The organism is Ferrigenium sp. UT5, assembly GCF_045866295.1.
In the GTDB taxonomy this organism is placed as follows: Bacteria; Pseudomonadota; Gammaproteobacteria; order Burkholderiales; family Gallionellaceae; genus Sideroxyarcus.
The window spans coordinates 23568-47798 of the sequence record NZ_BAAFRY010000011.1 but is presented as its reverse complement, the minus strand read 5'-3'; the positions used below and the strand labels follow the sequence as shown (position 1 = coordinate 47798).

The following is a 24231-nucleotide window of genomic DNA, read 5'->3' as shown; positions in this document are numbered from 1 at the left end:
CACGCCTCATGCTGACTTAATCTGGCGTCCGATCTGGTTTTGAGGCACGATTCAAATGCAATTGCGCGCCAACCCGTGTCTTTGCTCAAGCGATCTTTCGGGGAATTTGATGTTCACTTTGGGTTTGGATGGAAAAGAAGAGACTCAAACTCTGCTGCAATCGGGGTGTTCCTACTGCCTCGTTGTTCGTTCCGAATCTCAGCGTGCCGCGCTGCTGGCGCATTTGTGCGGCCAGCCCCATGCGGTCATCGTGCCCCACAATGGCGGGTTGATCAGCAATCTTTCGGTATGGGAGAACATTGCCCTGCCAGTCCAGTATCATGCGCTTGCACTTGCCGGGACACTGGAGGAAAACGTGTGCAGATTGCTTCTCCAGTGCGGTCTGACCGATGAGACCACAGTCTCCGCTTTATTGTTCAGTTCCCCCGACCAACTCTCGCTTCTGGAGAAACGGTTGGCCGGATTTGTTCGGGCCATGCTGATGCGTCCTGAGTTGATCATTTACGATGCCTTGAACGAAGGGTTGTCGCGCAAGGAGTTGGCACGGATGGCTCAATTCGACCGAATATTTCGTTTATACTTTCCCCTAGGCACATCGGTCCTGGTCAGTTTCGACGAATATCGAGACAAGGAAAATCCAGAACAAGTCGTGATCCAGTTGTGAACGTAGATTCAGGATGGAACAGCCTCCCTATAGCCAGAAGTTGTTAAATATCGCAACACGCACCCGGCGTTTCATGCTTGGGGCGCTGGCCTTGTTGCTGCTGGTGCTATTGATGATCGCGGTCAAACAGGATTATTTCAGCCGCAGCACCGCGATCTACTTTTTCACTTCCAATGCGCAAGGTTTGAGCAAGGGGATGGCGGTCAAGTTCGTCGGGTTCAAGGTGGGCAGTGTGCAGGAAATCAGCATGGAGCCCAACGCGACCGTGCGGGTCAGGGTGTCGCTGAATGACGAATATCTCCATCTGATCGGTCAGGATGCCAAGGCGCGCCTGATCAAGGAAGCGCTGGTCGGAGAAAGTGTGGTGGAAATCATCCCGGGTTCGTCGCCGGTGCGCCAGGTGACGCAAAACAGCGTGCTGGAATTCGAGCGCGGGCAGGATGCGGGTACGGTAATGGAAAACCTGGCTTCGCAGTTGCAGCCGATTTTGAGCGACATTCGGCAATTCACCGCAACCATCAACAAGCCGGACGGCGATATCCAGCAGTCCATCAGGAATCTGAACCAGGCCACGGGCAGCCTGCGCGAGATGATCGACCAGCTCACGCGTCTGGGCGTGAACGGCAACCAGAAACTGGAGGGTGCCTATGTCAAGGTCGGGCAGGCGCTGGATACGGCCAATTCCAGTTTGACGGCCCTGGATAAAGCGATTCCGGGCCTGGTGAACCAGGCCGATGCAACCTTGGCCAATGTGCAGGAAGCGGCGGTGCAGATCAAGCAGGTCACCCGGGATTCCGCCGGGGAGATTCCGGCGCTGGTCCACAACACCAACGCACTGGTGCAGGACGTACAACAGACACTGGACGGCGTGCAGCAATCCTGGCCGCTAAACCGAATGCTGCCCAAGGCCGAAGAACAGATTTTGCCGGTAGATGGCTATAGCCCGCCGGCGGGGCAGCGATGACATGAAGCGCTGGCGCCTGCTTGACCTGTTGTTGTGCAGTGTTCTGTGGCTGGCTGCCTGCGGTCAGGTGGAAGCATTGCGCAGCCCCCGTCTGGTGCAGGCGGCCGAATTCAACCAGCGCGCCCAGCACGCTTTCCGGCACGGTGAATATGAGCAGGCTGCGACGCTGTATGAGCGTGCCCTGCAAGTGGATATGGCGATCGAGCATGCGGATGGCATCGCCATCAACACCCTCAATCTGGCGCGGGTGAATCAGGTGCGGGGCCAACCAGCCTTGGCGGAGCACCTGCTGGATCGGTTGCTGGACGACCAGGCCCTGCACTTTGCTCCCGCGTATCTGACAGAAGCTGCCGTGCAAAAATCCCTGTTGCGTTTGCGTGCGGAAGACGCGGCGGCGGCCTCGATATGGCTGGATCGAGCTGTCTCGTGGTGCAATCCGGACTGCAAACTGAACGGCGTAATCGCGAACGTGCGTGCCGGAATCGCCCTGCAGGGGCAGGATGGCGCGCAGGCACTCTCATGGAGCGAGCGCGCAGCGGCGGAGAATCGCGATGTTCCGCTGGAATATGCCAATGCCTTGCGCCTGCAGGCCTCGGCACGGATGCTGCAAAAAGCGCCCGATGCTGCATTGCCCCTGGCGGAAGAAGCGCTGCGCATCGACAAAGCACTGGGATTGCCGGAAAAGATCCGCCAGGATTTGTTGCTGTTGGCACAAGTTCAGGAGCGGAGGGGGCAGCCCGAACTGGCGGCTCAATACCGTGAGCGCGCCGCACGCATCGCCGCGATTGGCTTGAAGTGAGACGGCAATGGGGATGCTGTTGCACCTGCGCCAGGTCAATGCCCGTTTGCCCCAGCAGGGTCGCGCTTCGATCAAGATGGGCATCGTGCTGCATATGGGTGAAGTTATCAGCGGGCGTATCGGCTCCGCGGCTCGGTGCGAATACATCCTTATCGGCGGGGCAGTGAGTCTGTCGGTCAAACTGGCGGCGTTGGGCAATGCCCCAGACTGGAATCCACCCGTGCGGGCCGCAGCATAATGCCGAAGTTCTGGAGCAGACTGGGCGCGCGGCTGAAGATGACGCAATTGCGGCAGACGGTGCTCGGAACATTGCAGCTGCTTTGGTATGCCTTCACCCATTTGCACGTGCTGCGCATCGCCCCGGTGAATGCCGTGTTCCAGCGCCAGTTGTTCTTTACCGGGGTCGAGGCACTGGCCATCGTCGCGGTATTCGGTCTGTTGAGCGGCGCGCTGGTCATTACCCAGATCACCTCGCTGGTCGGCGGCGACAGTGAGCTGACCGTCAAAATCCTGATCTGGACCGTGGTCCGGGAAGTTGGTCCCTTGTTTGCCGCCATCATCATCATCGCGCGCAGCAGCGCCGCCATTGCTTCCGAACTGGCGCTGATGAAAACGCGCGAGGAAATGACCAGCCTGCTCCGCATGGACATCCCGCCGCAGGATTATCTGCTGGTGCCGCGCATCGCCGGGGTGACCCTGGCCGTCCTGGCGCTGACCATCTATTTTCAGGTGGTGGCCATCGGCGGCGGGCTGGCAATCAGCGCCATGTATCAGAATGTCTCCTACCTCGACCAGGTCGGGCGCTTCCTGCAAACCGTCAAACTGTCCGAATTCGCCGTGGTCGGGCTTAAAGGCTGCTTGTTTGGCCTTGCCATTTCATCCATTTCCTGTTTCAACGGCATGCAGGCGCAGCCCTCGGTGACCGAAGTGCCGAAAGTCGCGATCAAGGCCGTGCTGCAAAGCCTTTTGTTCGTTTTTGCTTTGGATGCGCTGATCGCCTACCTCGGCATGGCGGGCTGACTTGCGCTATACTGCGCGCCCGTTTGGCGCTAGAGCGCCTCTAAACGGTTACAGACCGAAATTTGAAGTGCGGCGCTTGCCGCATTTGTTTTTGCAGAGTGGACAAAATGCCTGTCATTACCTTACCGGATGGTTCGCAACGTAGCTTTCCCAACCCCGTGACGGTCGCCGAAGTTGCGCAGAGCATCGGCGCCGGCTTGGCGCGTGCCGCCCTGGCGGGCAAGGTGGACGGGAAACTGGTGGATACCTCGCACCTGATCGCTGCCGATGCCCGGCTGGCCATTGTCACCGACAAGGAGGACGACGGGGTCGATCTGATCCGCCATTCCACCGCGCACTTGCTCGCGTACGCGGTGAAAGAACTCTTTCCCGAGGCGCAGGTGACCATCGGCCCGGTGATCGAGGACGGTTTCTTTTACGATTTTGCCTATGCGCGCCCGTTCACCCCGGAGGATCTGGCCGCCATTGAAAAGCGCATGGCGGAACTGGCAAAACTTGATTTGCCCGTCACGCGGCGCGTGTTGCCGCGCGACGAGGCGGTGGCCTATTTCAAATCGCTCGGCGAAAAATACAAGGCCGAACTCATCGCGGCCATCCCCGCCGACCAGGAAGTGTCGCTTTACAGCGAAGGCGAGTTTACCGACCTATGCCGCGGCCCGCACGTGCCATCGACCGGCAAGCTCAAGGCGTTCAAGCTGATGAAAGTGGCGGGTGCCTATTGGCGCGGCGACGCGAAGAACGAGATGCTGCAACGCATCTACGGCACGGCCTGGGCAAAAAAGGAAGACCTCGATGCCTATCTGCACCGTCTGGAAGAAGCGGAAAAACGCGACCATCGCAAACTCGGCAAGCAACTTGATCTGTTCCATATGCAGGACGAGGCACCGGGCATGGTGTTCTGGCATCCAAAAGGCTGGGCGGTATGGCAGGTGATCGAACAGTACATGCGCCGCGTGTATCGGGATAACGGCTATCAGGAAGTGCGCTGTCCGCAGATCATCGACCGCGTGCTGTGGGAGAAATCGGGCCACTGGGAACATTACAAGGCCAACATGTTCACCACCGAGTCCGAGAAGCACGACTACGCCATCAAGCCGATGAACTGTCCCGGCCACGTGCAGGTATTCAATGCCGACCTGCGTTCCTATCGCGAGCTTCCACTGCGCTACGGCGAATTCGGTTCGTGCCACCGCAACGAGCCTTCCGGCGGTTTGCACGGTTTGCTGCGCGTGCGCGGCTTCGTCCAGGACGACGGGCACATCTTCTGCACCGAGGCACAGATCGAGTCGGAAGTCACCGCCTTCAATGCGCTGGTGCTAAAGGTCTATAAGGATTTTGGCTTCAATGACGTGGTGGTGAAACTGGCGTTGCGTCCGGAAAGCCGCGTCGGTTCGGACGAGATATGGGATAAGGCGGAGGAGGCCTTGCGTGCCTCGTTGCGCGCTGCGGGGATGGACTGGGTCGAGTTGCCGGGCGAGGGCGCATTCTATGGTCCCAAGATCGAATTCCACATCAAGGACGCGATCGGCCGTTCCTGGCAATGCGGCACGATCCAGGTGGACTTTTCCATGCCGGGCCGCCTCGGCGCAGAGTTTGTGGACGAAGACAATACGCGCAAGACACCGGTGATGTTGCACCGCGCCATCCTCGGTTCGCTGGAACGGTTCATCGGCATTCTGGTGGAAAACCATGCCGGAGCGTTGCCGTTGTGGCTGGCGCCGGTGCAACTCGTCCTGATGAATATTTCACAGGCGCAGGAAGCCTACACCGAAAAAGTCTCCGGAATTTTGCGCGCTGCCGGTTTTCGCGTGCAAACAGATTTGCGCAACGAGAAGATTACCTATAAAATCCGAGAACATAGCTTGCAGAAATTGCCATATCAGCTGATTGTGGGTGACAAGGAAATGGCTGCAGGTCTCGTTGCCGTGCGAACCCGTCAAGGTGAAGACCTCGGGCAGATGTCGGTGGAGGCGTTGTTACAGCGCCTCAATACCGAGCTGCATGCGGGACGCGCGGTTTAATTTTTTAATGGAGAAATTGCAATAGCACAGGATAAGTCGCAGCGACTGAACGAGCAGATAACGGCACCACAAGTGCGGCTCGTTGGCGCGGAGGGAGAGCAGGTTGGCATCGTGGCCGTAGCGGAAGCGCTGCGCATGGCGGATGAAGCGGAACTGGATCTGGTCGAGATTGCGCCCATGGCGGAACCGCCGGTCTGTCGCATCATGGACTTCGGCAAGTTCAAATACGCCGAAAGCAAAAAACAGCACGAAGCCAAGCTCAAGCAAAAGCAGGTGCAGGTCAAGGAAATCAAATTCCGGCCCGGCACCGATGAAGGTGACTACAACATCAAGTTGCGCAACCTGATCCGCTTTCTGGGAGACGGTGACAAGACCAAGGTGACGTTGCGCTTTCGCGGACGCGAGATGGCGCACCAGGAGATTGGCATGCGCCTGATCGAGCGGATTCGGGAAGATCTGGCCGAGCATGGTGCCGTCGAGCAGTTCCCGAAAATGGAAGGCCGCCAGATGGTGATGGTGATCGGTCCGAAACGTAAATAAGTTTGCATCGCAACGGAGTAAGGGGCTGTCGTTGTGGTGGTTGTCGAAGTGCCCCAGACAAGTGATTCCGGGTTTCAAGCGTTTCTGCCAGAAACCTCCCGGCGTCATCCAATAAACGGAGTTGTTATGCCAAAGATGAAAACCAAGAGTGGCGCTGCCAAGCGCTTCAAGGTGCGCGCCAGCGGAAGCGTCAAGCGTTCGCAAGCATTCAAGCGCCACATCCTCACCAAGAAGACCACCAAGAACAAGCGTCAGTTGCGTGGTACGACCGAAGTTCACGCAACCAACACGGCGTCCGTGCACGCCATGATGCCCTACGCATAAGGAGTTATTGACATGGCAAGAGTTAAACGTGGTGTAACGGCGCGCGCGCGCCACAAGAAAGTTCTGGACAAGGCCAAGGGTTACCGTGGCCGCCGCAACAGCGTCTACCGCATCGCCAAAGAGGCGGTGATGAAGGCCGGGCAATATGCCTATCGTGACCGTCGTCAGAAAAAGCGTCAGTTCCGCACCCTGTGGATTGCCCGCATCAACGCGGCGGCCCGTGAACAGGGCTTGAGCTACAGCGTGTTCATGAACGGCCTGAAGAAGGCTGCGATCGAGATCGATCGCAAAGTGCTGGCCGACTTGGCCGTGTTCGACAAGGCTGCCTTCACGCAGATCGTCGGACAAGCCAAAGCCAGCCTCGGCGCGTAATACCGGCGCAATAAGAAAAAGGAGGCTTCATGCCTCCTTTTTTGTTTCAAGATCGAACCGCTATCTAAAAGATGCAAGAACTTCAAACCATTCTTGATGACGCGCTGGCCCGTTTTGCCGCGACAACCGATGCGGCCGAACTGGAGAACGTCAAGGCTCGTTATCTCGGCAAGGAAGGCAGCCTGACCACGCTGCTGAAGGGGCTGGGAAAACTTTCCGCCGCTGATCGTCCGGCGGCAGGGGCGCGCATCAACCAGGTCAAGCAACAGATCGAGACTGCGCTGCAAGCCCGACGCGAAGCAATTCAACAACTGGCGCTGCAAGCCAAACTGGCGGGCGAGTCGCTGGACGTTACCTTGCCGGGACGTGGGCTGGGCGTGGGCGGGCTGCACCCGGTGACGCGCACGCTGGAGCGGATTGCCGCCCTGTTCCATTCGATCGGTTTTGCAGTGGCCGAAGGCCCGGAGATCGAAAACGATTTCTACAATTTCACTGCGTTGAACATCCCGGCTGACCACCCCGCACGCGCCATGCACGATACGTTCTATATCGACGAACAACATGTGCTGCGCACCCACACGTCACCCATCCAGATCCGTTATATGCAGGCGCATATGGCGAAATACGGCCATCTGGACACTATGCCGGACATCCGGATTATTGCCCCGGGCCGCGTCTATCGCGTGGATTCCGATGCGACCCATTCGCCCATGTTCCACCAGGTGGAGGGCTTGTGGATCGGCGAGCGCGTCAGTTTTGCCGATCTGAAAGGCGTGATCGCCGATTTCCTGCAGAATTATTTCGAGAGCGAAGACCTGCAAGTACGCTTCCGTCCGTCGTTCTTCCCGTTTACCGAGCCGTCGGCCGAGATGGATATGAGCTGGAAGGGGGGGTGGTTGGAGATCGGCGGTTGCGGCATGGTGCATCCGAACGTGCTCAAGCATGTCGGCATCGACAGCGAGAAATACATCGGCTTCGCCTTCGGCATGGGGGTGGAACGTCTGGCCATGCTGCGTTACGGCGTGATCGACCTCAGGCTGTTCTTCGAGGGCGACCTGCAATTCCTGAAACAATTTAACTGATATGCAATTTTCCGAATCCTGGTTGCGCATCTTCGTGAATCCATCGCTTTCCAGCGATGAGTTGTCGCACCTGCTGACGATGGCGGGTCTTGAAGTCGAAGCAATGAGGCCTGTCGCAGCTGCCTTCGACAAGGTCGTCGTGGCGCAGGTACTGACCAAAGACAAACATCCCGATGCCGACAGACTGAACGTGCTGACCGTGGATGTCGCCCAGGCCGAACCGCTGACCATCGTGTGCGGTGCGGCGAACGTGGCCGTCGGCATGAAAGCGCCCTGCGCGCTGGTCGGCGCGAAGTTGCCCCCGGGTGCGGATGGAAAGAATTTCGAGATCAGGCAGGCCAAGGTGCGCGGTATCGCCTCCTTCGGCATGATGTGCTCGGCCAAAGAGCTTGGCCTGGCAGAAGAAAGCAGCGGACTGCTGGAATTGGCGAGCGATGCAGCGGTCGGGCAAAGCATCCGTGAGCATCTGGATCTGGACGATCAACTGATCACGCTCAAACTGACGCCGAACCGCTGCGACTGTCTGTCCCTGCAAGGGATCGCGCGCGAAGTCGCCGCTTTGACGTCTGCGCATTTACAGCCAGTACCGTCCGCGACTTTCAAGCCGACCGGCACCCGATCGATCAAGGTCGGCATAAGCACATCCGTCTGCCCGCGATACAGCGGGCGGGTGATTTCAGGGGTGAACGCCCGGGCGGCGACTCCTGACTGGATGGTGCAGCGCCTGCAGCGTTGCGGTCTGCGCAGTGTCAGTGCGCTGGTCGATGTGACCAACTATGTGCTGCTGGAAATGGGGCAGCCGCTGCACGCGTTCGATCTGAACAAATTGCACGGGGATATTGAAGTGCGTTTCGCGCGTGCTGGAGAAAACCTTGAACTGCTCAACGGGCAGGTGGTGGCATTGCAGGAAGACATGCTGGTGATCGCCGATGCCGAACGCCCGGTTGCGCTGGCTGGCGTGATGGGCGGGGCGGATAGCGCGGTGGATGAGGCAACGACCGATATTTTTCTGGAGAGCGCCCACTTTTTGCCCGCCGCAATCGTCGGCAAGTCGCGCCGACTGGGGGTCAACTCCGACTCCGCCTATCGCTTCGAACGCGGGGTGGATTTCGCGGCGACCTGCGCGGCGCTCGACCGTGCCACCCAATTGATCCTCGATATTTGCGGTGGGGAAGCGGGACCCGTGACAGAAGTGCAGGGAGAGTTGCCGTCGCGCCATCCGGTGCGTCTGCGTGCCGCGCGGGTGCAGCGGGTATTGGGAGTGACCCTGGCGACCGACGAGATCGCGCGGATTTTGTCCAGCCTGGGCATGGCGCTACAGCAGAGCGGAAATGATTTCGTCGTGACCCCGCCCAGCTACCGTTTCGATATCGAGATCGAGGAAGACCTGATCGAAGAGGTCGCGCGCGTGTATGGCTACGAAAACATCCTGCCAGCCCCAATCCGGGCAAACATGCGCATGCTGCCGCTGGTCGAAGCCGAGCGCTCCCTGGTGAAACTGCGCCAGACCATGGTATTGCGCGACTATCAGGAGACCATCAATTACGCTTTCGTGGAAACCGCGTGGGAGCGCGACTTGTGCGGCAATCCCGCACCGGTTGCCCTGAAGAACCCGATCGCCAGTCAGATGAGTGTGATGCGCAGCAGTTTGCTGGGCGGATTGCTTGCGACCCTGCGGACCAATCTGGCGCGCAAGCAGCCGCGTGTGCGTCTGTTCGAGATCGGGGGCTGCTTCAGAGCCGAGGCGGGGAGTTACACCCAGCAGGATCGCCTGGCCGGGCTGGCTTATGGCGGGGCCTGTGACGAGCAATGGGGGGTGTCCGCGCGTGCCGTCGATTTCTTCGATGCGAAAGCGGATGTGGAAGCCCTGTTCGCCCCGCGCAGCCTGACTTTTCAGGCGACTGAACATCCCGCATCACATCCCGGCCGTTCGGCGCGCATTCTGCTGGACGGGCTTGCGATTGGCTGGATGGGGGAATTGCATCCGCAATGGCAACAGCAGTACGACTTGCCGCAAGCGGTATTGTGGTTCGAGGTGGACTTGGCCGCATTGACTCAAGGAGAGGTTCCGCGTCCGGGCGCTGTTTCGCGCTTGCCATTGGTACGGCGGGATATTGCGGTCGTGGTCGATGAGCACGTCACGGTCCAGTCGCTGCTGGAAGCGATGCAGGGCTGCAAAGTTCCCTTTGTGGTGGGGATCAACCTGTTCGATCTGTATCGCGGGCACGGCGTGGCGCAAGGGAGAAAAAGCCTTGCATTCCGTGTGTTATTACAAGATACTGAAAAAACGCTCGGCGATTCCGAAATCGAGCAGAGCATTGCCGGACTGCTGGATGTTTTACAGAAAAATGGCGCGCAAATAAGGGGAGAGTCATGACAACAACGCTGACCAAGGCTGAACTGGCAGACTTGCTATTCGAAAAAGTCGGGTTGAACAAACGTGAGGCCAAAGACATGGTGGAAGCCTTTTTCGAAGAAATCCGAGCGCAACTGGCGCAGGGAGACAGCGTAAAACTGTCCGGTTTCGGCAATTTTCAGTTGCGCGACAAACCGCAGCGGCCGGGCCGCAATCCGAAGACCGGCGAAGAAATCCCCATCACCGCGCGCCGGGTGGTGACCTTTCACCCCAGCCAGAAACTGAAGAGCATGGTAGAGAAGACCTATCATGGATCCGCACGCAACTGATACAGATTTGCCGGTGATCCCGGCAAAGCGCTACTTCACCATCGGTGAGGTGAGTACCCTGTGCGGTGTCAAGGCGCACGTGCTGCGCTATTGGGAACAGGAATTTACCCAGCTCAAACCGCTCAAGCGCGGTGGCAATCGTCGTTATTACCAGCATCACGAAGTGCTGCTGATTCGCCGCATTCGCCATTTGCTGTATGAAGAAGGATTCACCATCAGCGGCGCGCGCATCCGTCTTGAGCAAACCGGATTGCAGGAGCCGGCAATGGCAGCGCCGGCAGCGTTGCCGAACCTGCATTTGGCAGAGATTCGCCATGAGCTGAATGAAGTGTTGCGATTGTTGCGCGCGTGATGGCAAAAAGAATTTCATCGTTTCTTTGCTCTGCTATAATCCGCGCCCTCGGGGCGTAGCGCAGCCTGGTAGCGTACTTGCATGGGGTGCAAGTGGTCGGAGGTTCAAATCCTCTCGCCCCGACCATCAGAACAATAATCTATCCGGGCTATTGTGGCTGATTAAAAATTTCATAAGTTTTACTCCGCCAATCCGCGCAACCTGCTCCCCCACTCCGATTTTCCTGTGTGGTGGATTCACCTCCGATATTGTTTCCGAATGAGCGTGTCTTCAGCCGCTGTTTTTCATCTGTCCGCGCTGCGACAGCACGGGTAAAGCCTGCTAAAATCGCGCCCTCAGAACTTTCTGATTCACAATAATCATTTGGAGACAAGTATGGCTGTTGAACGCACCCTTTCTATCATCAAACCCGATGCGGTCGCCAAGAACGTCATCGGTCAAATCTATTCCCGTTTCGAGAATGCAGGTCTGAAGATCATCGCCGCGCGTATGGTGCAACTGTCCCGTGCCGAAGCAGAAGGCTTCTATGCCGTGCACAAGGCACGTCCGTTCTTCAATGATCTGGTGAACTTCATGATCTCCGGCCCGGTGATGATCCAGGTGCTGGAAGGCGAGGGCGCAATTCTGAAGAACCGTGACCTGATGGGCGCAACCGATCCGAAGAAAGCCGACAAAGGCACCATCCGCGCCGATTTCGCGGACAGCATCGACGCGAATGCAGTGCACGGTTCCGACGCGGCTGAAACGGCTGCGGTCGAGATCGCGTACTTCTTCCCGGCACTGAACGTCTACTCGCGCTAACTGGCGAGGGATGCCATCTGCTAATGCGTAATCTCGCCAGCTGCCATCTCCTCAATCCTCTTCCGCAAGCGGGCGAGGAGGCGGGCGAACGCTGCGCGTGTTTCATGTTCGGGTGCGTCTGATGAAACAGAACCTCCTGGATCTTGAACCTCCCGCGATGACCGCCTGGTTCGCGGAACACGGCGAAAAGCCGTTCCGTGCCAAGCAGGTGTTGCGCTGGATCTACAAGAACGGGGTGTCCGATTTCGATGCGATGAGCGACCTGGCGGTCTCTCTGCGCGAAAAACTGAAACAGCTCGCCTGCATCAGGACGCCAGCCGTAATGCGCGAAGAGACCGCCTCCGACGGGACGCGCAAATGGCTGCTGGATGTGGGAACCGGAAACGCGGTGGAGACCGTGTTCATCCCGGAAGAGGACAGGGGCACGCTCTGCGTTTCGACGCAGGCGGGCTGCGCGCTGGATTGCGCGTTCTGTTCCACCGGCAAGCAGGGTTTCAACCGCAACCTATCCACCGCCGAGATCATCGGCCAGGTGTGGTGGGCCAACCATGAATTGGGCAAGAATGAAGATGGCAACTGGCCGGTCACCAATGTGGTGCTGATGGGCATGGGTGAGCCGTTGCTGAACTTCGACAGTACGGTGAGCGCCTTGCGCCTGATGCTGGACGACCATTGCTACGGCTTGTCGCGCCGTCGTGTGACGGTGTCCACTTCCGGCGTGGTGCCTGCGATGGATCGGTTGCGCGATGAGTGTCCGGTCGCGCTGGCGGTTTCGCTGCACGCGCCGAACGATGCGTTGCGCAACGTGCTGGTGCCGATCAACCAGAAATATCCCCTGCAGGAATTGATGGCGGCCTGCCTGCGTTATCTGGAAAAGGCACCGCGCGATTTTGTCACCTTCGAGTATGTGATGCTGGCCGGCATCAACGATACCATACAGCACGCGCGCGAACTGGTCGCGCTGGTGCACGACGTGCCGTGCAAGTTCAATCTCATTCCGTTCAATCCGTTCCCGCAGGCGCCCTATCAACGCTCGGATATGGAAACGGTGAAACGTTTTCGCGATGTGCTGATGCAGGCCGGCATCGTCACCACCATCCGCAAGGTGCGCGGCGACGACATTGCGGCGGCTTGCGGACAATTGGCGGGACAGGTGCAGGACAAGACGAAACGGACGCATCGCTTGATGGAGGTACAGCAATGAGGTACGGCATGAAGAGCGGAATGGTGTTATTTATTTTCCTTCTGGCCGGCTGTGCCACACATGGCGCAACGGATGAACGGGACCGTAATATTGCAGCAAGCCATACCGAACTGGCCGCATCCTATTTCGAGCGCGGCCAGTATTCGATTGCCTTGCAGGAATTGGGGGTTGCCCTGCAGGCTGACGATTCCTATGCGCCCGCTTATAACGTGCGCGGCTTGGTGCGCATGACGCTGCGCGAGGACAAACAGGCGGAAGCTGATTTTCGGCGTAGCCTCAAGCTTGAACCGGCCAATGCAGGTGCCTACAACAACTACGGCTGGTTTTTGTGTCAGCGTGGTCGTGCCAAAGAGTCACTTCAGCAGTTCAGGAAGGCACTCGCCAACCCGCTGTATGGCACCCCCGATCTTGCTAATGCGAATGCGGGAATCTGTGCATACAAGGCCGGCGATCCTGCGCTGGCCGAGACTTATTTGCAACGCGCATTAATTCTGCATCCGGAGATGCCGGAAGCGCTGGCCGGTTTGGCCGCCCTGGCCTATGGCAACGGCAACCCTGCGGCGGCCAAGTCATGGCTGTTGCGGTATCTGCGCACCGGGCGCGAACTCGATGCCGAACAATTGTTGCTGGCCGTGCGCATCGAGCGTCAACTGGGTGATCGTAATGCTTCGGCCAGTTTTGCTTTGCAACTGCGCAAGCGGTTCCCGGATTCGCCCGAGGCGCAACTTTTACAAAGTGGCGAATGATGAACGAAATCAAACAGGATTCTGCGGCCGGTGATTCGGTCATACCGCACTTGAGCACCGGTGCGCGGTTGCGCGCGGCGCGCGAAGCGCACGGGCTGACCACCCAGGAAATCGCGGATCGGATCAAGTTCAGCGTGCGCCAGGTGGAGGCGCTGGAGGCTGATGATGCCGAACATTTGCCACAGGGGACTTTTCTGCGCGGGTTCATCCGCAGCTACGCGCGCGTGGTGCATCTCGATCCCGCACCCTTGCTCAACGAGACCGCAACGGAAACGGAGCACCATTTCGATGTGACCGATGTTCAAGGTGGAGGCGCACCGCTCCCCAAGGGGGGTGCCGCGGAACGCAAGAATCTTTACGTGCTGGCTGGCGCCCTGATCATTGCAATCGGCCTGGCGTGGTTTCTCTTCACTCAACGGGATGGCGGCGTGCAAATGATCGGCGTCGATTCGGGCATGCAATCAGCGGTGGTTATTGCTACAGCAACTTCCTCCGTAACCGCTGTTTCCAGTGAAGTCGCTGCGAGTGAAACTGTCGTGCCAGACAGGGCCACGCCACCGGTGTCGGTGAAGGCAGAAGCCGCCAGAACTCTGCCAAAGAATGAAACGATTCCTGCCGTAGCGGTTGCCGCGGAAATACCGGCCAAGCGCGAAATTCCGCTGGAGCAACTGATGAAACGTCCCATCCACTTCGTGTTCACGGAAGACGCCTGGGTGGAGGTCACGGACGTAAACGGCGAAGTGCTTATTTCGCGCGTTACCCAGGCTGGGGGCGAGAAATGGATCGGCGGCAACCGGCGCGCGCCCTATCAGGTCAACATCGGCAAGGTCGGTGCCATCCGCCTTTATTACAAAGGGAAGGAAGTCGATCTTTCCGGATTCAGGCCCGATGGCATCGCGCACTTGGTATTGGAGTGATTCATGAGTTTTCTGCACGCCGCACGCCGCACGACCCCGCAGATCCGCGTCGCCGACATCGTGATCGGGAGCGGAGCGCCCATTGTCGTGCAGTCGATGACCAACACCGATACCGAGGACATCACCGCCACCACCAACCAGGTGCACGAACTGGCGCAGGCGGGTTCCGAACTGGTGCGCATCACCGTCAACACCTCCGCCGCCGCGGAAGCAGTGCCGCATATCCGGCGACGTCTGAATGCGCTGGGCTGCACAGTTCCCCTGATCGGTGACTTTCACTACAACGGCCACCGCCTTCTCACCGAATATCCGGAATGCGCACAGGCGCTGGCGAAATACCGGATCAATCCCGGTAATGTGGGCAAGAACCGCAAGGGCGAAGACCAGTTCGCTATGATGATCGGGGTTGCCAGGAAATACGACAAAGCCGTACGCATCGGTGTCAACTGGGGCAGTCTGGACCAGGATCTGATCGTGCGCATGATGGATGAGAACTCCCGACTGGCCGAACCCAGGGCAGCGAACGAAATCACGCGCGAAGCGCTGATCATGTCGGCGCTGCAAAGTGCGCAACGGGCCGAGGAGCTTGGTTTGGCGCATGACCGCATCGTGCTTTCCTGCAAGGTCAGCGATGTGCAGGATCTGATTGCCGTGTATCAGGAACTTGCCCGGCGCTGCGACTACGCATTGCATCTTGGTTTGACCGAGGCGGGCATGGGCTCAAAAGGAATTGTCGCCTCGACCGCCGCGCTCGCCGTATTGTTGCAACAGGGCATCGGCGACACCATCCGTGTTTCGCTCACTCCGGCTCCTGGCGGTGCGCGCACCGAAGAAGTCGTGGTGGCGCAGGAGATCTTGCAGACCATGGACCTGCGCGCTTTTGCGCCAATGGTCACTGCTTGCCCTGGTTGCGGCCGCACCACCAGTACGGTATTCCAGGAACTGGCACAAAGTATCCAGGCTTACCTGCGCGCGCAAATGCCACTGTGGCGCGAACAATACCAGGGTGTTGAGGAGATGACCGTTGCCGTCATGGGTTGTATCGTGAACGGGCCCGGGGAGAGCAAATTGGCGAATATCGGCATCAGTTTGCCCGGCACCGGCGAAACCCCCTCGGCGCCAGTCTATGTTGATGGCGAGAAAACCGTGACGTTGCGCGGGGAAAATATCGCCCAGGAATTCCAGCAGATTGTTGATGCCTATGTCGCCAGCAACTATGCTAGAAAGGCTCACTAAACGCCAGCCGTGCTGTGGCAAACCCGACTGTTTTCAAAAAACAAAAATAAAAGAGCCCGAATTTTCGGGCTCTTTCGTTTTTCAAAAGCACGCGTTATTTCAACTTCTCGATCCCCAGCATCTTCATGATGCTTCCCTCATAGAAGGGTTCCGAGCTGCCTTTCTTCATCTTGCGGATGAAATACTTCTCAAAGGCGACCTTGGCCAGATGCACCCATTTCCCTTCGGAGAACCAATTGACGTTGCGCGGGGGAATTTGCGGGATCGCCACAAAAGCCACGCCACTCTCGCCAAAATCGGCCAGACAAACCGCATTCCATGTAGCCTCCCGATCTGCGGGCTGGCCAGTCAGGTCGGAATGGATATTGTGCACGGCGGCGGTTACCATGGACTCGATCATGTATCCGGTTTTGGGGGTTCCGACCGGAACCGGGGTCGCTTCGACCGGAGGAATGGCGACACACACGCCGACCGCGAAGATGTTCTTGAATTTCTGGTTGCGCTGATGCTTGTCCACCGTAATAAAACCGCGCGCCTGGACCAGGCCCTCGATGCCGAAGACCGCATCAATGCCTTTGAACGATGGCAACATCATGCTGTAGTTGAACGGCAATTCGTGCTGTTTCCGTTCCTGCCCAAGATCATCGAACTCGGTGACATACATCTTTCCGGCCTCGACCTTGGTCACCTTGGCATTGCAGATCCACTTGATGTGTTTGTCGCGCATGGCCGATTCCAGGATGCCTTTGGAATCGCCCACGCCGCCCAGACCGAGGTGTCCGATGTAGGGTTCTGACGTAACGAACGTCATCGGCACCTGGGTGCGTATCTTGCGGCGGCGCAGATCGGTTTCCATGATGAAGGCGTATTCGTAAGCCGGGCCGAAACAGGAGGCGCCTTGCACTGCGCCCACCACGATTGGCCCCGGATTCCTGCAGAAGTTTTCCCATTCGTCATGGGATGCCATCGCATGATCGAGCGTGCAGACCGAATGGGTGAATCCTTGCGGACCGAGACCTTCCACTTCGTCGAAAGCGAGTTTGGGGCCGGTCGCGATGATCAGATAATCGTAAGCGAGTTTTTTTCCATCATTCAGTTCGATCAGGTTCTGCTCGGGATGAACCCGTTTGACACCGGTCGAAAGGAAGTCGATTCCCTTGCGTTCCAGATAGGCGCGCACCGGGAACTCAACATGCTTGCGCTCGCGCCATTTGACTGCGGCCCATGGATTGGAGGGAGTGAACTGAAAATTCTCGCGGTCGGAAACCACTGTCACTTTGTGCTGCTTATCCAGTTTTTCCTGCATCTCGTAAGCGGCAGGCATGCCGCCGACGCCTGCTCCCATGATCACCACATGCGCCATATTGCCCCCTTATTAGGATGAAACAGAATCGACAGATATTGCTCGAACAGGAGCCATCTTCAGGCGCGAATTAGACGCAATCCATGGCGCAGATGTCTATAGCCACATTGGTCGTCAGAAAGTAGCCCGAATGGGCTACCGGAATGATCACTGGCGTTTTTGGTAGTTCTCGTCGCCATGTTCTTTGGCGAACAGCACTGCGGCCTTGACGCGCGACGACAGGTTCAGCTTGTTGAGGATGTGCCGGACGTGCTGTTTTACCGTGTCATAGCTGATATGCAAGGTTAGGGCGATGCCTTTATTGCTTTCCCCGCGCGACAGAAGCTGCAGGATCTCGCGTTCGCGGTCGGTGAGCAATTTGATCGAGTTTTTCGCCTCATGTTCGGATTTGTCGCCCTTGAGCAGATCAATCATTTTCACCGTCATCGACGGGGCAACGACCAGTTCGCCGGCGGCAACCCGTTTGATCGCGTCGACGACTTCATCCGGTGCCATATCCTTGAGCAGATAGCCGCGCACGCCGGCCCGGATTGCATTGCTCAAGTCGGTTTCGGAATCGCTCATGGTCAACATCACGGCGGGAAGGGTGCAGCCGTTCTTGCGCAAGGCTTCAATTATCGAGATTCCATCCATCGGCTTCATGCGCAAATCGACGATGAGCAAATCCGGTTTTTGTTCAATCAGTCCCTGCAAATCTTCCAGAGAACCGACCGCCCCCAGCACCTCGATATCGTAACAGTGGGAAAGCAACTCACTCAGTCCGCTGCGGCAAAGGCTTTAGTCATCAATCATGGCCACTTTCAACTTCTCACTCATGCAATTTTCTCCAGTCTGATCCCGGTTCAGGGAAATAGAGTTGTACACAGGTACCCAATCCCCTGGTGCTTTCCACACGGATTTCTCCGCCAATGTTTTGCGCCCGCTCGCGCATGATGGTGATGCCGTAGTGTCCTTCAACGGGCGAGAAGGTGCCAACCCCGTTATCTTCAATACAGAACACATAGTAACCGCATAACTGATCGATGATCAGTCGTGCATGGCTTGCATTCGAATGCTTGGCGATGTTGGAAAACGCCTCGCGCACGATGTTATATACCTGAATTTCATGTTCGAGTGGCAGGTCGAGATCGACGACATGAATCGTCGTTTCAAGCGTGATGGAATACTTGCTACGGAATTCCGCCATCAAGGTATGTAATGCCTTCAGCAGGCCAGCCGGATCCATTTCGCTGCGGAAATCGGTAATCAGCGAGCGCACCGCTTTTTGACTGATTTCAAGTGCTCCATCAAGCTCATTGGTGTATTTCTTGACCATCAGTTCATTTTTATTGCGAAGTGCCCCGGTCAGCAGTCGGGTGCTCATGCGCGCATAGTTGAGCGTTTGCGCCAGAGAATCATGAATCTCGTTCGCGATCGTTTGTCGCTCCTGCAACAACTCGGCGCGCTTTGCCTCGCGGTTGGCCTGGATGTATTCGATCAGGGCGCTGCATAGTTCGGCAAAAATGGCAGCCAGACTGGCAGTCTTGCCGGAAGAGGATTTGGGGGAATTAAAAAAAAGCGTGAATACCCCGAGCAGTATGCCGGGAGAATTTGTGCTTTCCAGCGGTATCGAGAGAGCAGAATGGCACTGTTTATTGGCTATATCGCCTTGTTTCGATTCGCATGCTTCGACATCTGTGGCGCACAAGCCGCGTCGGAAAGCATCCTTGCCGCAGTTCTCGCAGGCCAGTTTGGCCAATGATTCAGGCTCTGCTTCTTCGTCGGTCAAACCCACCGCACTGATTACTTGCAATGTCTGCTCATCGGGAAGGAGGACGCGCACCACCCCGGCCTTGGCTTGAGTCAGATTGATGGCTGATTCGAGATGGGATGTCAGGAGTTTCCTGAAATCGCTGGGACGTGCGGTCTGGAATTGTTCTTCCACGCATGCGTCAACGCCGCCACTGGCACCCGGCGGATTGAATTCGGGCTCGCGTGTCCAGCAAAAATTGCTGCCGCCCAGATTCTTCAGTTTTTTACTCATTTGGCTCGGTCGTTGTGTCCATTCGTGCGCTGATGGTTGCCGGGCTTGTCTTAAGTTGGCAGGTTATGATGCTTTTCGATAAATTTCAACCTTATGCGGGAACCGGGAAATCATCTTGTCGCCTATAGCATCCGCCCAGTCTGCTGGCATAGCCTGAAGGGTAGGTGACAGACTACCCGATATGGCTATAGACATGGGGTATATTAATTTTGCCTAATGCGGCAAATTTCCACAACGCCAACAGGGTATGAAGATATGCATCGTTTCCGACAGCCATGACCGCTCTGATGCGCTGGTCGATGCGATCACGGAAGCCCGATCCGCGGGAGCAGAATTGGTGATTCATTGCGGCGATCTGATCGGCGCCAACACTTTGCGCGCATCGCTGCGGCTTGGAATTCCCATTCACGCCGTGCACGGCAACAATCTCGGCGACATGGCTTCACTGTACCGCATGATGGCAAAAAATCCCGGTCGTTTCACCTACCACGGGGAAGCGGCTGTGCTGGAAATGGCGGGGCGGAAGATTTTTGTCACCCACCTGCCTCATCACGGTCAAGCCTTTGCCTGCACCGGCGACTACGACCTGGTCTGCCATGGCCACAGTCATACCGCCCACGTCGGCAAACAACAGCACGTCAAGGGCGGAGAATGCTGGCTGGTTAACCCCGGCTCGGTGGCGGGCATCGACGCCCCGGGGGTCGATGCGATTCCGACCTGGATTTTGGGCGACCTATCCAGCATGACTTTTGAGATACGCAAACTACCGGAGGTTTGATGAACGCTTCTATTGCAAGAAACCAGTCCCGTCCGGATGACCCGGTGATCCAGCCGAAAAAATTCCAGGACATCGCAGGAAAATGATGGGGCTATAATTCATCACGTTAACTAAAAACCGAGGAGCGACCATGCAGCACCTGACCCCAAAAGAAGCATACGATTTTTTGCAGGCAAACCCGGAAGCAGTATTTATTGATGTGCGCAGCGAGATGGAATACATGTTCGTTGGCCATCCGCGCGGTTCCATTCTGATTCCATGGGTGGATGGTCCGGATTGGGAGATTAACCCGCTGTTTGTCGCACACGTGCGCAAGGCATCCAGTGTGAATCGGCCGGTGCTGTTGATTTGCCGTTCCGGACGCCGCTCTGCCGATGCCGGACTGGCACTGGAGAACGCCGGAATCAAGGATGTTTACAACGTCGAACATGGTTTTGAAGGCGACCTCGACGAGACGCACCACCGGAATTCGCACAACGGTTGGCGTTTTGACGGATTACCCTGGGCGCAGACTTGATGTCGATTCGCGCCTTGCATCCATCCGTTTTCCGACCACGCATCTTGCGAAAGAGTCCGACAGGCTGCTAGTGTGGTGTTGCACGCTATCTGGAACTTATGCCAAGGTGCGGGAAGCCCTTGTGGGTCGGGTTTTAACCCGACATGTCGGACTGAAGTCCGACCCACAAAGGTTTGCAATAAGTATCGTTAAGAGTGCAGCACTACACTAGGCATTTTAGATGCCGAACTTCACGGTGGCAGGAAGTTCAGTTCAACCCGGCTGTGGGCATGTCTCCGGCGGCGCGGATGCAAAATTCCGATAGTTCGCCCAACATCTGCTGCAGGATCTGATTTGCCGCTATGACCCCGCCATAAGCATCATCGCTGGGTGTTTCCTGTATCTTTTCAAACCATTTTACGGCGAGCACCTTTCTGTCGTGCACATTGCTCAATTGGGCGCGCACGACCATTTGCATGGTGCTGGGGTGGGTCATAAAGTCCTGCTGCAAACGAACCAGATCGACTTCGAGCCTGAGGTCCGCGGGAAGGGCGCCCGGGGTCTGCACAATGGCGCGGAATCCGCCCCCTTGTTCCAGAGCTTGAATGAGAAGTGGCAACAGCATCTGTTGCGGGGTGTCGGCCCAGCGATTGACCGCAAAATACTGAAGTTCATGCGTGCGGTTCCGATACGCCATTTGCGGCGTGTCGAAGCCGGGCCGCGCGCGCGGCATGGCAACGGCCAGCACCCGGTCGTGTCTGGCCTGTGCCGGAGGGGGCATCGCCTGCATCTCAAGCAGGTAGAGGCGGGAATTTTCCAATTTGGGTGCCGACAAGGCGGTGCAGCCGACCAGCAGCAGCGCGGACACCAGGCACAATCCTATGCGGCAGGAATGACATATTGGCGGGTTTGGATTCATCACGGGCGCTCTCTTGGATAGACTCATTTTAACGGAACGGAATCATTCCCCGGGGCCACGCCGGGCGGCGGGTTTGCCGTGCAGCAGAACGCCGGGGTTCTGTTCCAGCTCGGCGCTGATCCGCTGCAAGGAGTCGGTCAGTTGGCGCAACTCGATAAATAACTGATGCGCTTCCGGCAGCGCTTCGTCCGTGAATTGCCGGGTTCCATCCAGGGTACGGCTTGCGTTTGCGCCGGCGCTGGCGATTGTGCCGGACATCTGATCGAACGCGTCGGCACTCCGCTGCGCACGCTGTACCAGTTGGCGCAGTTCATCGCTCAACTGTGCCATGCTTTGCATGAGATGAGCCGCGTTATTCAAGCTTGAATCGATGGTATCCGCGCGGGCGGCAATGGTGTGCGAGACCAGTGCGATATCCGCCAGCGCGGTCTTGATCGTGCTCTGGTTATTATCATCCATCAGGGTATTGAAATGCTCGCTGGCGCGATTCAGATTGGCGAGTAACGCCGTCACCGCCGAATCGAGGCGGGTCAGCAGCGAGGGCGCGGACGGGATCACCGGATAGTCTTCCCCTTCCTGATTTTTTGGCGCGGGAGAGTCGCGGCTGCCTCCGTTCAGCTCGATAAAGGCAAGCCCAGTCAGTCCCTGGGTTTGGAGGATGGCCACGGTGTCGGCTTTGATCGGTGTGCCGTGCTCGATGACGAGCGTCAATTGCACCTGTTCGACATTGCCCGGCGCCAGCCTGATGCGCTGCACGCGGCCTACCTCGACGCCGCGGTAACGGACCGGGGCGTTGAGATTCAGGCCCGATACCGATTCATTCATATAGGTCAGGTAGGTGTCGTAAGTGGTGCGATAAGAGCGGCCACTGCCCAGCCACAACACCCCCATAATCAGGGCGGCGCCCAGGATTAGGACGAAGGCGCCGACGACGGCATAGTTTACTTTGTCTTCCATGCGTGCCCCTGTGCGGCCCGCCCGCGCGGCCCGGAAAAGTATCCCTGGATGATGGGGTGATCCGATTTTGATAATTGTTCCATTGTGCCGACCTCGAGAATGTGCTGCTCCCCCAGTACGGCGACTCGATCTGCGGTGCTCCATAACAGATCAAGGTCGTGCGTCACCATCATGATGGTCAATCCCAGGATATCGCGCAAGCTTTGCACCAATTCATCAATGCCGCTCGCGCTGAGCGGATCCAGTCCCGCCGTGGGTTCGTCGAGAAACAGCAGTTCGGGATCGAGTGCCATTGCACGCGCCAGTGCGGCACGTTTGCGCATGCCTCCGCTCAACTCGCTCGGGTATTTGACGCCCGCGTTCGCAGGCAAACCCGCCAGCGCGATTTTCAGTGCGGCGATCTCGGCGATCAGGCCCTCGCTAAAGCGGGTGTGTTCACGCAACACCAGGCTGACATTTTCGGTGACGGTGAGCGAGCTGAACAGCGCGCCGCGCTCAAACATCACGCCCCAGCGGCGGCGGAGTGGCAGTGCCTGCTGATCGTTCAATCCCACCACTTCCTGCCCGAACACGCGGATCGAACCCGACAACGGGCGCAGCAACATGATGATGGTGCGAAGCAATGTGGACTTGCCGCTACCGCTGCCGCCCGCCAGTGCAAAGACCTCTCCCCGGCACACCTCCAGATTGACGTCCTGGTGCACCACATGCGGACCAAAGCGGGTATGCAGATGTCGGATATCAATTACGGCGGGGGCGCTGTGCGGTGCGGGAATCATATTTCGAACCAGTTGAACACGACGGAGAACAGCGCATCGGCCAGAATGACAAGAAAAATCGACTGCACCACACTCACCGTGGTTTGCTGCCCGACGCTAGCCGCACTCCCGCTCACCTGAAAACCCCGATAGCAGCCGACCGAGGCGATGATGAACGCAAAAACCGGAGCCTTTCCGATCCCGGTCAGAAATGAGGACACGCTGACCGCATCTTCCAACCGATCGAGAAAGACCGTGAAGCTGACATCCAGTTGGGCGCGTGCCATCAACATGCCGCCAAACATCCCGCTCACATCGGCCCAGAGCGTGAGCATGGGGAGGGTGATGATCAGGGCCATCAGTTTGGGGAGAACCAGTATTTCGGCGGGCACAATACCGATGGTGCGCAAGGCATCAATTTCTTCGGTCATCTTCATGGTGCCGATCTGTGCCGCATACGCAGAGCCGGAGCGGCCGGCGACGATAATGGCGGTAAGCAGGGGGGCCAACTCGCGCAACATCGAGAGGCCAACCAGATCGGCAATAAAAATATTTGCGCCGAAGCGTTGCAGTTGATCCGCCCCCTGGTAGGCAATCACGATACCCATCAGAAAGGCGAGCAGCCCCACGATCGGCATGGCCTCGAATCCCGCGACCTGTACGTTGTGCAGGAACGAACGCCAGCGGATACGGCGCGGCTGGAATAGCGAAGTCAGTCCTCCGATCACACACTCACCGATGAAGGATAACATGCCAACCGCGTCGTTCAGACTATGCCAGAATTGTTTGCCGATGCCGGCCAACAGGCGGGTGCGTTCCGGCAGGGCGGGCGTGAGGGGAATGGTATGCGCAGCAATCAACTGCAACAGACGATTTGACTCGGGACGCAATCCAACGATGCGGACGCTTCGCCCCGACTGTTGCTGGCTGTTCAGCGTGCGCTGCAGCAGCAACGCGCCCGCGGTGTCCAGCTTGGATACGGCGGAGCCGTCGAACTCCAGGTCGCCGCTGGAAGGCCAGCGGATCGTCTCCAGTTGCCGCTCCAGCTGGTAGATTTCCGGCATCGTCCATGCCCCCGTGCAGCGCACCCGGATTGTCGCTGCGCAATCTGCCGCAGGGGACTCGACCTTTAGCCGGGCAGGGCTCCCGTTACTCATGCTTTCTCCAAGGTTGAGGCGGCAGGGCGCATGCGCGGCAAACCCTCAAGTTC

27 protein-coding genes and 1 tRNA gene are annotated in these 24231 nt (G+C 57.9%); 21 read left to right on the top strand and 7 right to left on the bottom strand.

Going from position 1 to position 24231, the window contains the following annotated elements:
• Nucleotides 1–55: 55 nt before the first annotated feature.
• From ACKTSJ_RS05840 to ispG, 19 genes are all read left to right on the top strand, one after another.
• Nucleotides 56–664, top strand: a complete 609-nt coding sequence (locus ACKTSJ_RS05840) for a hypothetical protein (RefSeq protein WP_407898299.1) — start codon at nucleotides 56–58, stop codon at nucleotides 662–664.
• A 13-nt stretch (nucleotides 665–677) separates the two neighbouring features.
• Nucleotides 678–1628: an MlaD family protein gene (locus ACKTSJ_RS05835; protein WP_407898297.1), complete on the top strand. Its 951-nt coding sequence runs from the start codon at nucleotides 678–680 to the stop codon at nucleotides 1626–1628.
• Nucleotide 1629: 1 nt separating this feature from the next.
• Nucleotides 1630–2427 carry a hypothetical protein gene (locus ACKTSJ_RS05830; RefSeq protein WP_407898295.1) on the top strand — a complete coding sequence of 266 codons (798 nt, stop codon included), beginning with the start codon at nucleotides 1630–1632 and terminating at the stop codon, nucleotides 2425–2427.
• 7 nt (nucleotides 2428–2434) lie between these two features.
• Nucleotides 2435–2665: a hypothetical protein gene (locus ACKTSJ_RS05825; protein WP_407898293.1), complete on the top strand. Its 231-nt coding sequence runs from the start codon at nucleotides 2435–2437 to the stop codon at nucleotides 2663–2665.
• A complete protein-coding gene (locus tag ACKTSJ_RS05820; RefSeq protein ID WP_407898291.1) occupies nucleotides 2665–3447 on the top strand; it encodes an ABC transporter permease in 783 nt (260 codons plus the stop codon). The genes ACKTSJ_RS05825 and ACKTSJ_RS05820 overlap by 1 nt, the downstream gene beginning before the upstream one ends.
• A gap of 107 nt (nucleotides 3448–3554) precedes the next feature.
• Nucleotides 3555–5468, top strand: coding sequence for a threonine--tRNA ligase (gene thrS / locus ACKTSJ_RS05815; protein WP_407898289.1), 1914 nt, complete (start codon nucleotides 3555–3557; stop codon nucleotides 5466–5468).
• A 21-nt stretch (nucleotides 5469–5489) separates the two neighbouring features.
• Complete coding sequence (gene infC, locus ACKTSJ_RS05810) at nucleotides 5490–6008, top strand: translation initiation factor IF-3 (protein WP_407898363.1); 519 nt, start codon at nucleotides 5490–5492, stop codon at nucleotides 6006–6008.
• Nucleotides 6009–6134: 126 nt separating this feature from the next.
• The gene (gene rpmI, locus ACKTSJ_RS05805; protein WP_407898287.1) at nucleotides 6135–6332 is read left to right on the top strand and encodes a 50S ribosomal protein L35; all 198 of its coding nucleotides are present in this window, start codon (nucleotides 6135–6137) and stop codon (nucleotides 6330–6332) included.
• A 12-nt stretch (nucleotides 6333–6344) separates the two neighbouring features.
• Nucleotides 6345–6704: a 50S ribosomal protein L20 gene (rplT, locus tag ACKTSJ_RS05800; RefSeq protein WP_407898285.1), complete on the top strand. Its 360-nt coding sequence runs from the start codon at nucleotides 6345–6347 to the stop codon at nucleotides 6702–6704.
• A gap of 71 nt (nucleotides 6705–6775) precedes the next feature.
• Nucleotides 6776–7786 carry a phenylalanine--tRNA ligase subunit alpha gene (pheS, locus tag ACKTSJ_RS05795; RefSeq protein ID WP_407898283.1) on the top strand — a complete coding sequence of 337 codons (1011 nt, stop codon included), beginning with the start codon at nucleotides 6776–6778 and terminating at the stop codon, nucleotides 7784–7786.
• Nucleotide 7787: 1 nt separating this feature from the next.
• The gene (gene pheT / locus ACKTSJ_RS05790; protein ID WP_407898281.1) at nucleotides 7788–10163 is read left to right on the top strand and encodes a phenylalanine--tRNA ligase subunit beta; all 2376 of its coding nucleotides are present in this window, start codon (nucleotides 7788–7790) and stop codon (nucleotides 10161–10163) included.
• Nucleotides 10160–10471, top strand: coding sequence for an integration host factor subunit alpha (locus ACKTSJ_RS05785; protein WP_407898279.1), 312 nt, complete (start codon nucleotides 10160–10162; stop codon nucleotides 10469–10471). The genes pheT and ACKTSJ_RS05785 overlap by 4 nt, the downstream gene beginning before the upstream one ends.
• Nucleotides 10452–10823, top strand: a complete 372-nt coding sequence (locus ACKTSJ_RS05780) for a MerR family transcriptional regulator (RefSeq protein WP_407898277.1) — start codon at nucleotides 10452–10454, stop codon at nucleotides 10821–10823. Before ACKTSJ_RS05785 ends, ACKTSJ_RS05780 begins: the two co-directional genes overlap by 20 nt.
• A 49-nt stretch (nucleotides 10824–10872) precedes the next feature.
• Nucleotides 10873–10949 (top strand) — tRNA-Pro (locus tag ACKTSJ_RS05775).
• A gap of 249 nt (nucleotides 10950–11198) precedes the next feature.
• A complete protein-coding gene (gene ndk, locus ACKTSJ_RS05770) occupies nucleotides 11199–11624 on the top strand; it encodes a nucleoside-diphosphate kinase (RefSeq protein ID WP_407898275.1) in 426 nt (141 codons plus the stop codon).
• 121 nt (nucleotides 11625–11745) lie between these two features.
• A complete protein-coding gene (gene rlmN / locus ACKTSJ_RS05765; RefSeq protein ID WP_407898273.1) occupies nucleotides 11746–12828 on the top strand; it encodes a 23S rRNA (adenine(2503)-C(2))-methyltransferase RlmN in 1083 nt (360 codons plus the stop codon).
• Nucleotides 12829–12836: 8 nt separating this feature from the next.
• Nucleotides 12837–13574 (top strand): type IV pilus biogenesis/stability protein PilW, encoded by a 738-nt coding sequence (gene pilW, locus ACKTSJ_RS05760; RefSeq protein WP_407898271.1) that lies wholly within the window; start codon nucleotides 12837–12839, stop codon nucleotides 13572–13574.
• Entirely contained in the window at nucleotides 13574–14491 is a 918-nt protein-coding gene (locus tag ACKTSJ_RS05755; protein WP_407898269.1) for a RodZ domain-containing protein, read from the top strand. The genes pilW and ACKTSJ_RS05755 overlap by 1 nt, the downstream gene beginning before the upstream one ends.
• Nucleotides 14492–14494: 3 nt before the next feature.
• Nucleotides 14495–15727 carry a flavodoxin-dependent (E)-4-hydroxy-3-methylbut-2-enyl-diphosphate synthase gene (gene ispG / locus ACKTSJ_RS05750; protein WP_407898268.1) on the top strand — a complete coding sequence of 411 codons (1233 nt, stop codon included), beginning with the start codon at nucleotides 14495–14497 and terminating at the stop codon, nucleotides 15725–15727.
• A 94-nt stretch (nucleotides 15728–15821) separates the two neighbouring features.
• On the opposite strand, the gene ACKTSJ_RS05745 is transcribed toward ispG, so the two are convergent.
• The 3 genes from ACKTSJ_RS05745 to ACKTSJ_RS05735 form a co-directional block, all read right to left on the bottom strand.
• Nucleotides 15822–17090, bottom strand: coding sequence for an NAD(P)/FAD-dependent oxidoreductase (locus ACKTSJ_RS05745; protein ID WP_407898266.1), 1269 nt, complete (start codon nucleotides 17088–17090; stop codon nucleotides 15822–15824).
• Nucleotides 17091–17237: 147 nt separating this feature from the next.
• Nucleotides 17238–17849, bottom strand: a complete 612-nt coding sequence (locus ACKTSJ_RS05740; RefSeq protein ID WP_407898361.1) for a LuxR C-terminal-related transcriptional regulator — start codon at nucleotides 17847–17849, stop codon at nucleotides 17238–17240.
• A gap of 49 nt (nucleotides 17850–17898) precedes the next feature.
• Nucleotides 17899–19113, bottom strand: a complete 1215-nt coding sequence (locus ACKTSJ_RS05735) for a sensor histidine kinase (protein WP_407898264.1) — start codon at nucleotides 19111–19113, stop codon at nucleotides 17899–17901.
• A 247-nt stretch (nucleotides 19114–19360) separates the two neighbouring features.
• On the opposite strand from ACKTSJ_RS05735, the gene ACKTSJ_RS05730 reads away from it, so the two are divergent.
• Together ACKTSJ_RS05730 and ACKTSJ_RS05725 are read left to right on the top strand one after the other, a co-directional pair.
• A complete protein-coding gene (locus ACKTSJ_RS05730; RefSeq protein WP_407898262.1) occupies nucleotides 19361–19891 on the top strand; it encodes a YfcE family phosphodiesterase in 531 nt (176 codons plus the stop codon).
• 130 nt (nucleotides 19892–20021) lie between these two features.
• Complete coding sequence (locus ACKTSJ_RS05725) at nucleotides 20022–20408, top strand: rhodanese-like domain-containing protein (protein WP_407898260.1); 387 nt, start codon at nucleotides 20022–20024, stop codon at nucleotides 20406–20408.
• Nucleotides 20409–20655: 247 nt separating this feature from the next.
• On the opposite strand, the gene ACKTSJ_RS05720 is transcribed toward ACKTSJ_RS05725, so the two are convergent.
• From ACKTSJ_RS05720 to ACKTSJ_RS05705, 4 genes are all read right to left on the bottom strand, one after another.
• Nucleotides 20656–21255 (bottom strand): ABC-type transport auxiliary lipoprotein family protein, encoded by a 600-nt coding sequence (locus tag ACKTSJ_RS05720; RefSeq protein ID WP_407898258.1) that lies wholly within the window; start codon nucleotides 21253–21255, stop codon nucleotides 20656–20658.
• 93 nt (nucleotides 21256–21348) lie between these two features.
• The gene (locus ACKTSJ_RS05715; protein ID WP_407898256.1) at nucleotides 21349–22263 is read right to left on the bottom strand and encodes an MlaD family protein; all 915 of its coding nucleotides are present in this window, start codon (nucleotides 22261–22263) and stop codon (nucleotides 21349–21351) included.
• Nucleotides 22248–23042, bottom strand: coding sequence for an ABC transporter ATP-binding protein (locus ACKTSJ_RS05710; RefSeq protein WP_407898254.1), 795 nt, complete (start codon nucleotides 23040–23042; stop codon nucleotides 22248–22250). Before ACKTSJ_RS05710 ends, ACKTSJ_RS05715 begins: the two co-directional genes overlap by 16 nt.
• Nucleotides 23039–24178 carry an ABC transporter permease gene (locus ACKTSJ_RS05705; protein WP_407898252.1) on the bottom strand — a complete coding sequence of 380 codons (1140 nt, stop codon included), beginning with the start codon at nucleotides 24176–24178 and terminating at the stop codon, nucleotides 23039–23041. Before ACKTSJ_RS05705 ends, ACKTSJ_RS05710 begins: the two co-directional genes overlap by 4 nt.
• Between the last annotated feature and the right edge of the window lie 53 nt (nucleotides 24179–24231).

Excerpts from the sequence above, each read along its gene's own strand:
- pilW (WP_407898271.1), top strand. The coding sequence starts at position 12,837 with ATGAAGAGCGGAATGGTGTTATTTATTTTCCTTCTGGCCGGCTGTGCC.
- ACKTSJ_RS05780 (WP_407898277.1), top strand. The coding sequence starts at position 10,452 with ATGGATCCGCACGCAACTGATACAGATTTGCCGGTGATCCCGGCAAAG.
- ACKTSJ_RS05820 (WP_407898291.1), top strand. The coding sequence starts at position 2,665 with ATGCCGAAGTTCTGGAGCAGACTGGGCGCGCGGCTGAAGATGACGCAA.
- ACKTSJ_RS05715 (WP_407898256.1), bottom strand. The coding sequence starts at position 22,263 with ATGGAAGACAAAGTAAACTATGCCGTCGTCGGCGCCTTCGTCCTAATC.
- ACKTSJ_RS05840 (WP_407898299.1), top strand. The coding sequence starts at position 56 with ATGCAATTGCGCGCCAACCCGTGTCTTTGCTCAAGCGATCTTTCGGGG.
- ispG (WP_407898268.1), top strand. The coding sequence starts at position 14,495 with ATGAGTTTTCTGCACGCCGCACGCCGCACGACCCCGCAGATCCGCGTC.
- ACKTSJ_RS05825 (WP_407898293.1), top strand. The coding sequence starts at position 2,435 with ATGGGGATGCTGTTGCACCTGCGCCAGGTCAATGCCCGTTTGCCCCAG.
- ndk (WP_407898275.1), top strand. The coding sequence starts at position 11,199 with ATGGCTGTTGAACGCACCCTTTCTATCATCAAACCCGATGCGGTCGCC.
- thrS (WP_407898289.1), top strand. The coding sequence starts at position 3,555 with ATGCCTGTCATTACCTTACCGGATGGTTCGCAACGTAGCTTTCCCAAC.
- pheS (WP_407898283.1), top strand. The coding sequence starts at position 6,776 with ATGCAAGAACTTCAAACCATTCTTGATGACGCGCTGGCCCGTTTTGCC.
- ACKTSJ_RS05835 (WP_407898297.1), top strand. The coding sequence starts at position 678 with ATGGAACAGCCTCCCTATAGCCAGAAGTTGTTAAATATCGCAACACGC.
- ACKTSJ_RS05755 (WP_407898269.1), top strand. The coding sequence starts at position 13,574 with ATGAACGAAATCAAACAGGATTCTGCGGCCGGTGATTCGGTCATACCG.
- ACKTSJ_RS05725 (WP_407898260.1), top strand. The coding sequence starts at position 20,022 with ATGCAGCACCTGACCCCAAAAGAAGCATACGATTTTTTGCAGGCAAAC.
- ACKTSJ_RS05730 (WP_407898262.1), top strand. The coding sequence starts at position 19,361 with ATGAAGATATGCATCGTTTCCGACAGCCATGACCGCTCTGATGCGCTG.
- pheT (WP_407898281.1), top strand. The coding sequence starts at position 7,788 with ATGCAATTTTCCGAATCCTGGTTGCGCATCTTCGTGAATCCATCGCTT.
- ACKTSJ_RS05785 (WP_407898279.1), top strand. The coding sequence starts at position 10,160 with ATGACAACAACGCTGACCAAGGCTGAACTGGCAGACTTGCTATTCGAA.
- ACKTSJ_RS05745 (WP_407898266.1), bottom strand. The coding sequence starts at position 17,090 with ATGGCGCATGTGGTGATCATGGGAGCAGGCGTCGGCGGCATGCCTGCC.
- ACKTSJ_RS05705 (WP_407898252.1), bottom strand. The coding sequence starts at position 24,178 with ATGAGTAACGGGAGCCCTGCCCGGCTAAAGGTCGAGTCCCCTGCGGCA.
- ACKTSJ_RS05830 (WP_407898295.1), top strand. The coding sequence starts at position 1,630 with ATGAAGCGCTGGCGCCTGCTTGACCTGTTGTTGTGCAGTGTTCTGTGG.
- ACKTSJ_RS05710 (WP_407898254.1), bottom strand. The coding sequence starts at position 23,042 with ATGATTCCCGCACCGCACAGCGCCCCCGCCGTAATTGATATCCGACAT.
- rpmI (WP_407898287.1), top strand. The coding sequence starts at position 6,135 with ATGCCAAAGATGAAAACCAAGAGTGGCGCTGCCAAGCGCTTCAAGGTG.
- rlmN (WP_407898273.1), top strand. The coding sequence starts at position 11,746 with ATGAAACAGAACCTCCTGGATCTTGAACCTCCCGCGATGACCGCCTGG.
- ACKTSJ_RS05735 (WP_407898264.1), bottom strand. The coding sequence starts at position 19,113 with ATGAGTAAAAAACTGAAGAATCTGGGCGGCAGCAATTTTTGCTGGACA.
- rplT (WP_407898285.1), top strand. The coding sequence starts at position 6,345 with ATGGCAAGAGTTAAACGTGGTGTAACGGCGCGCGCGCGCCACAAGAAA.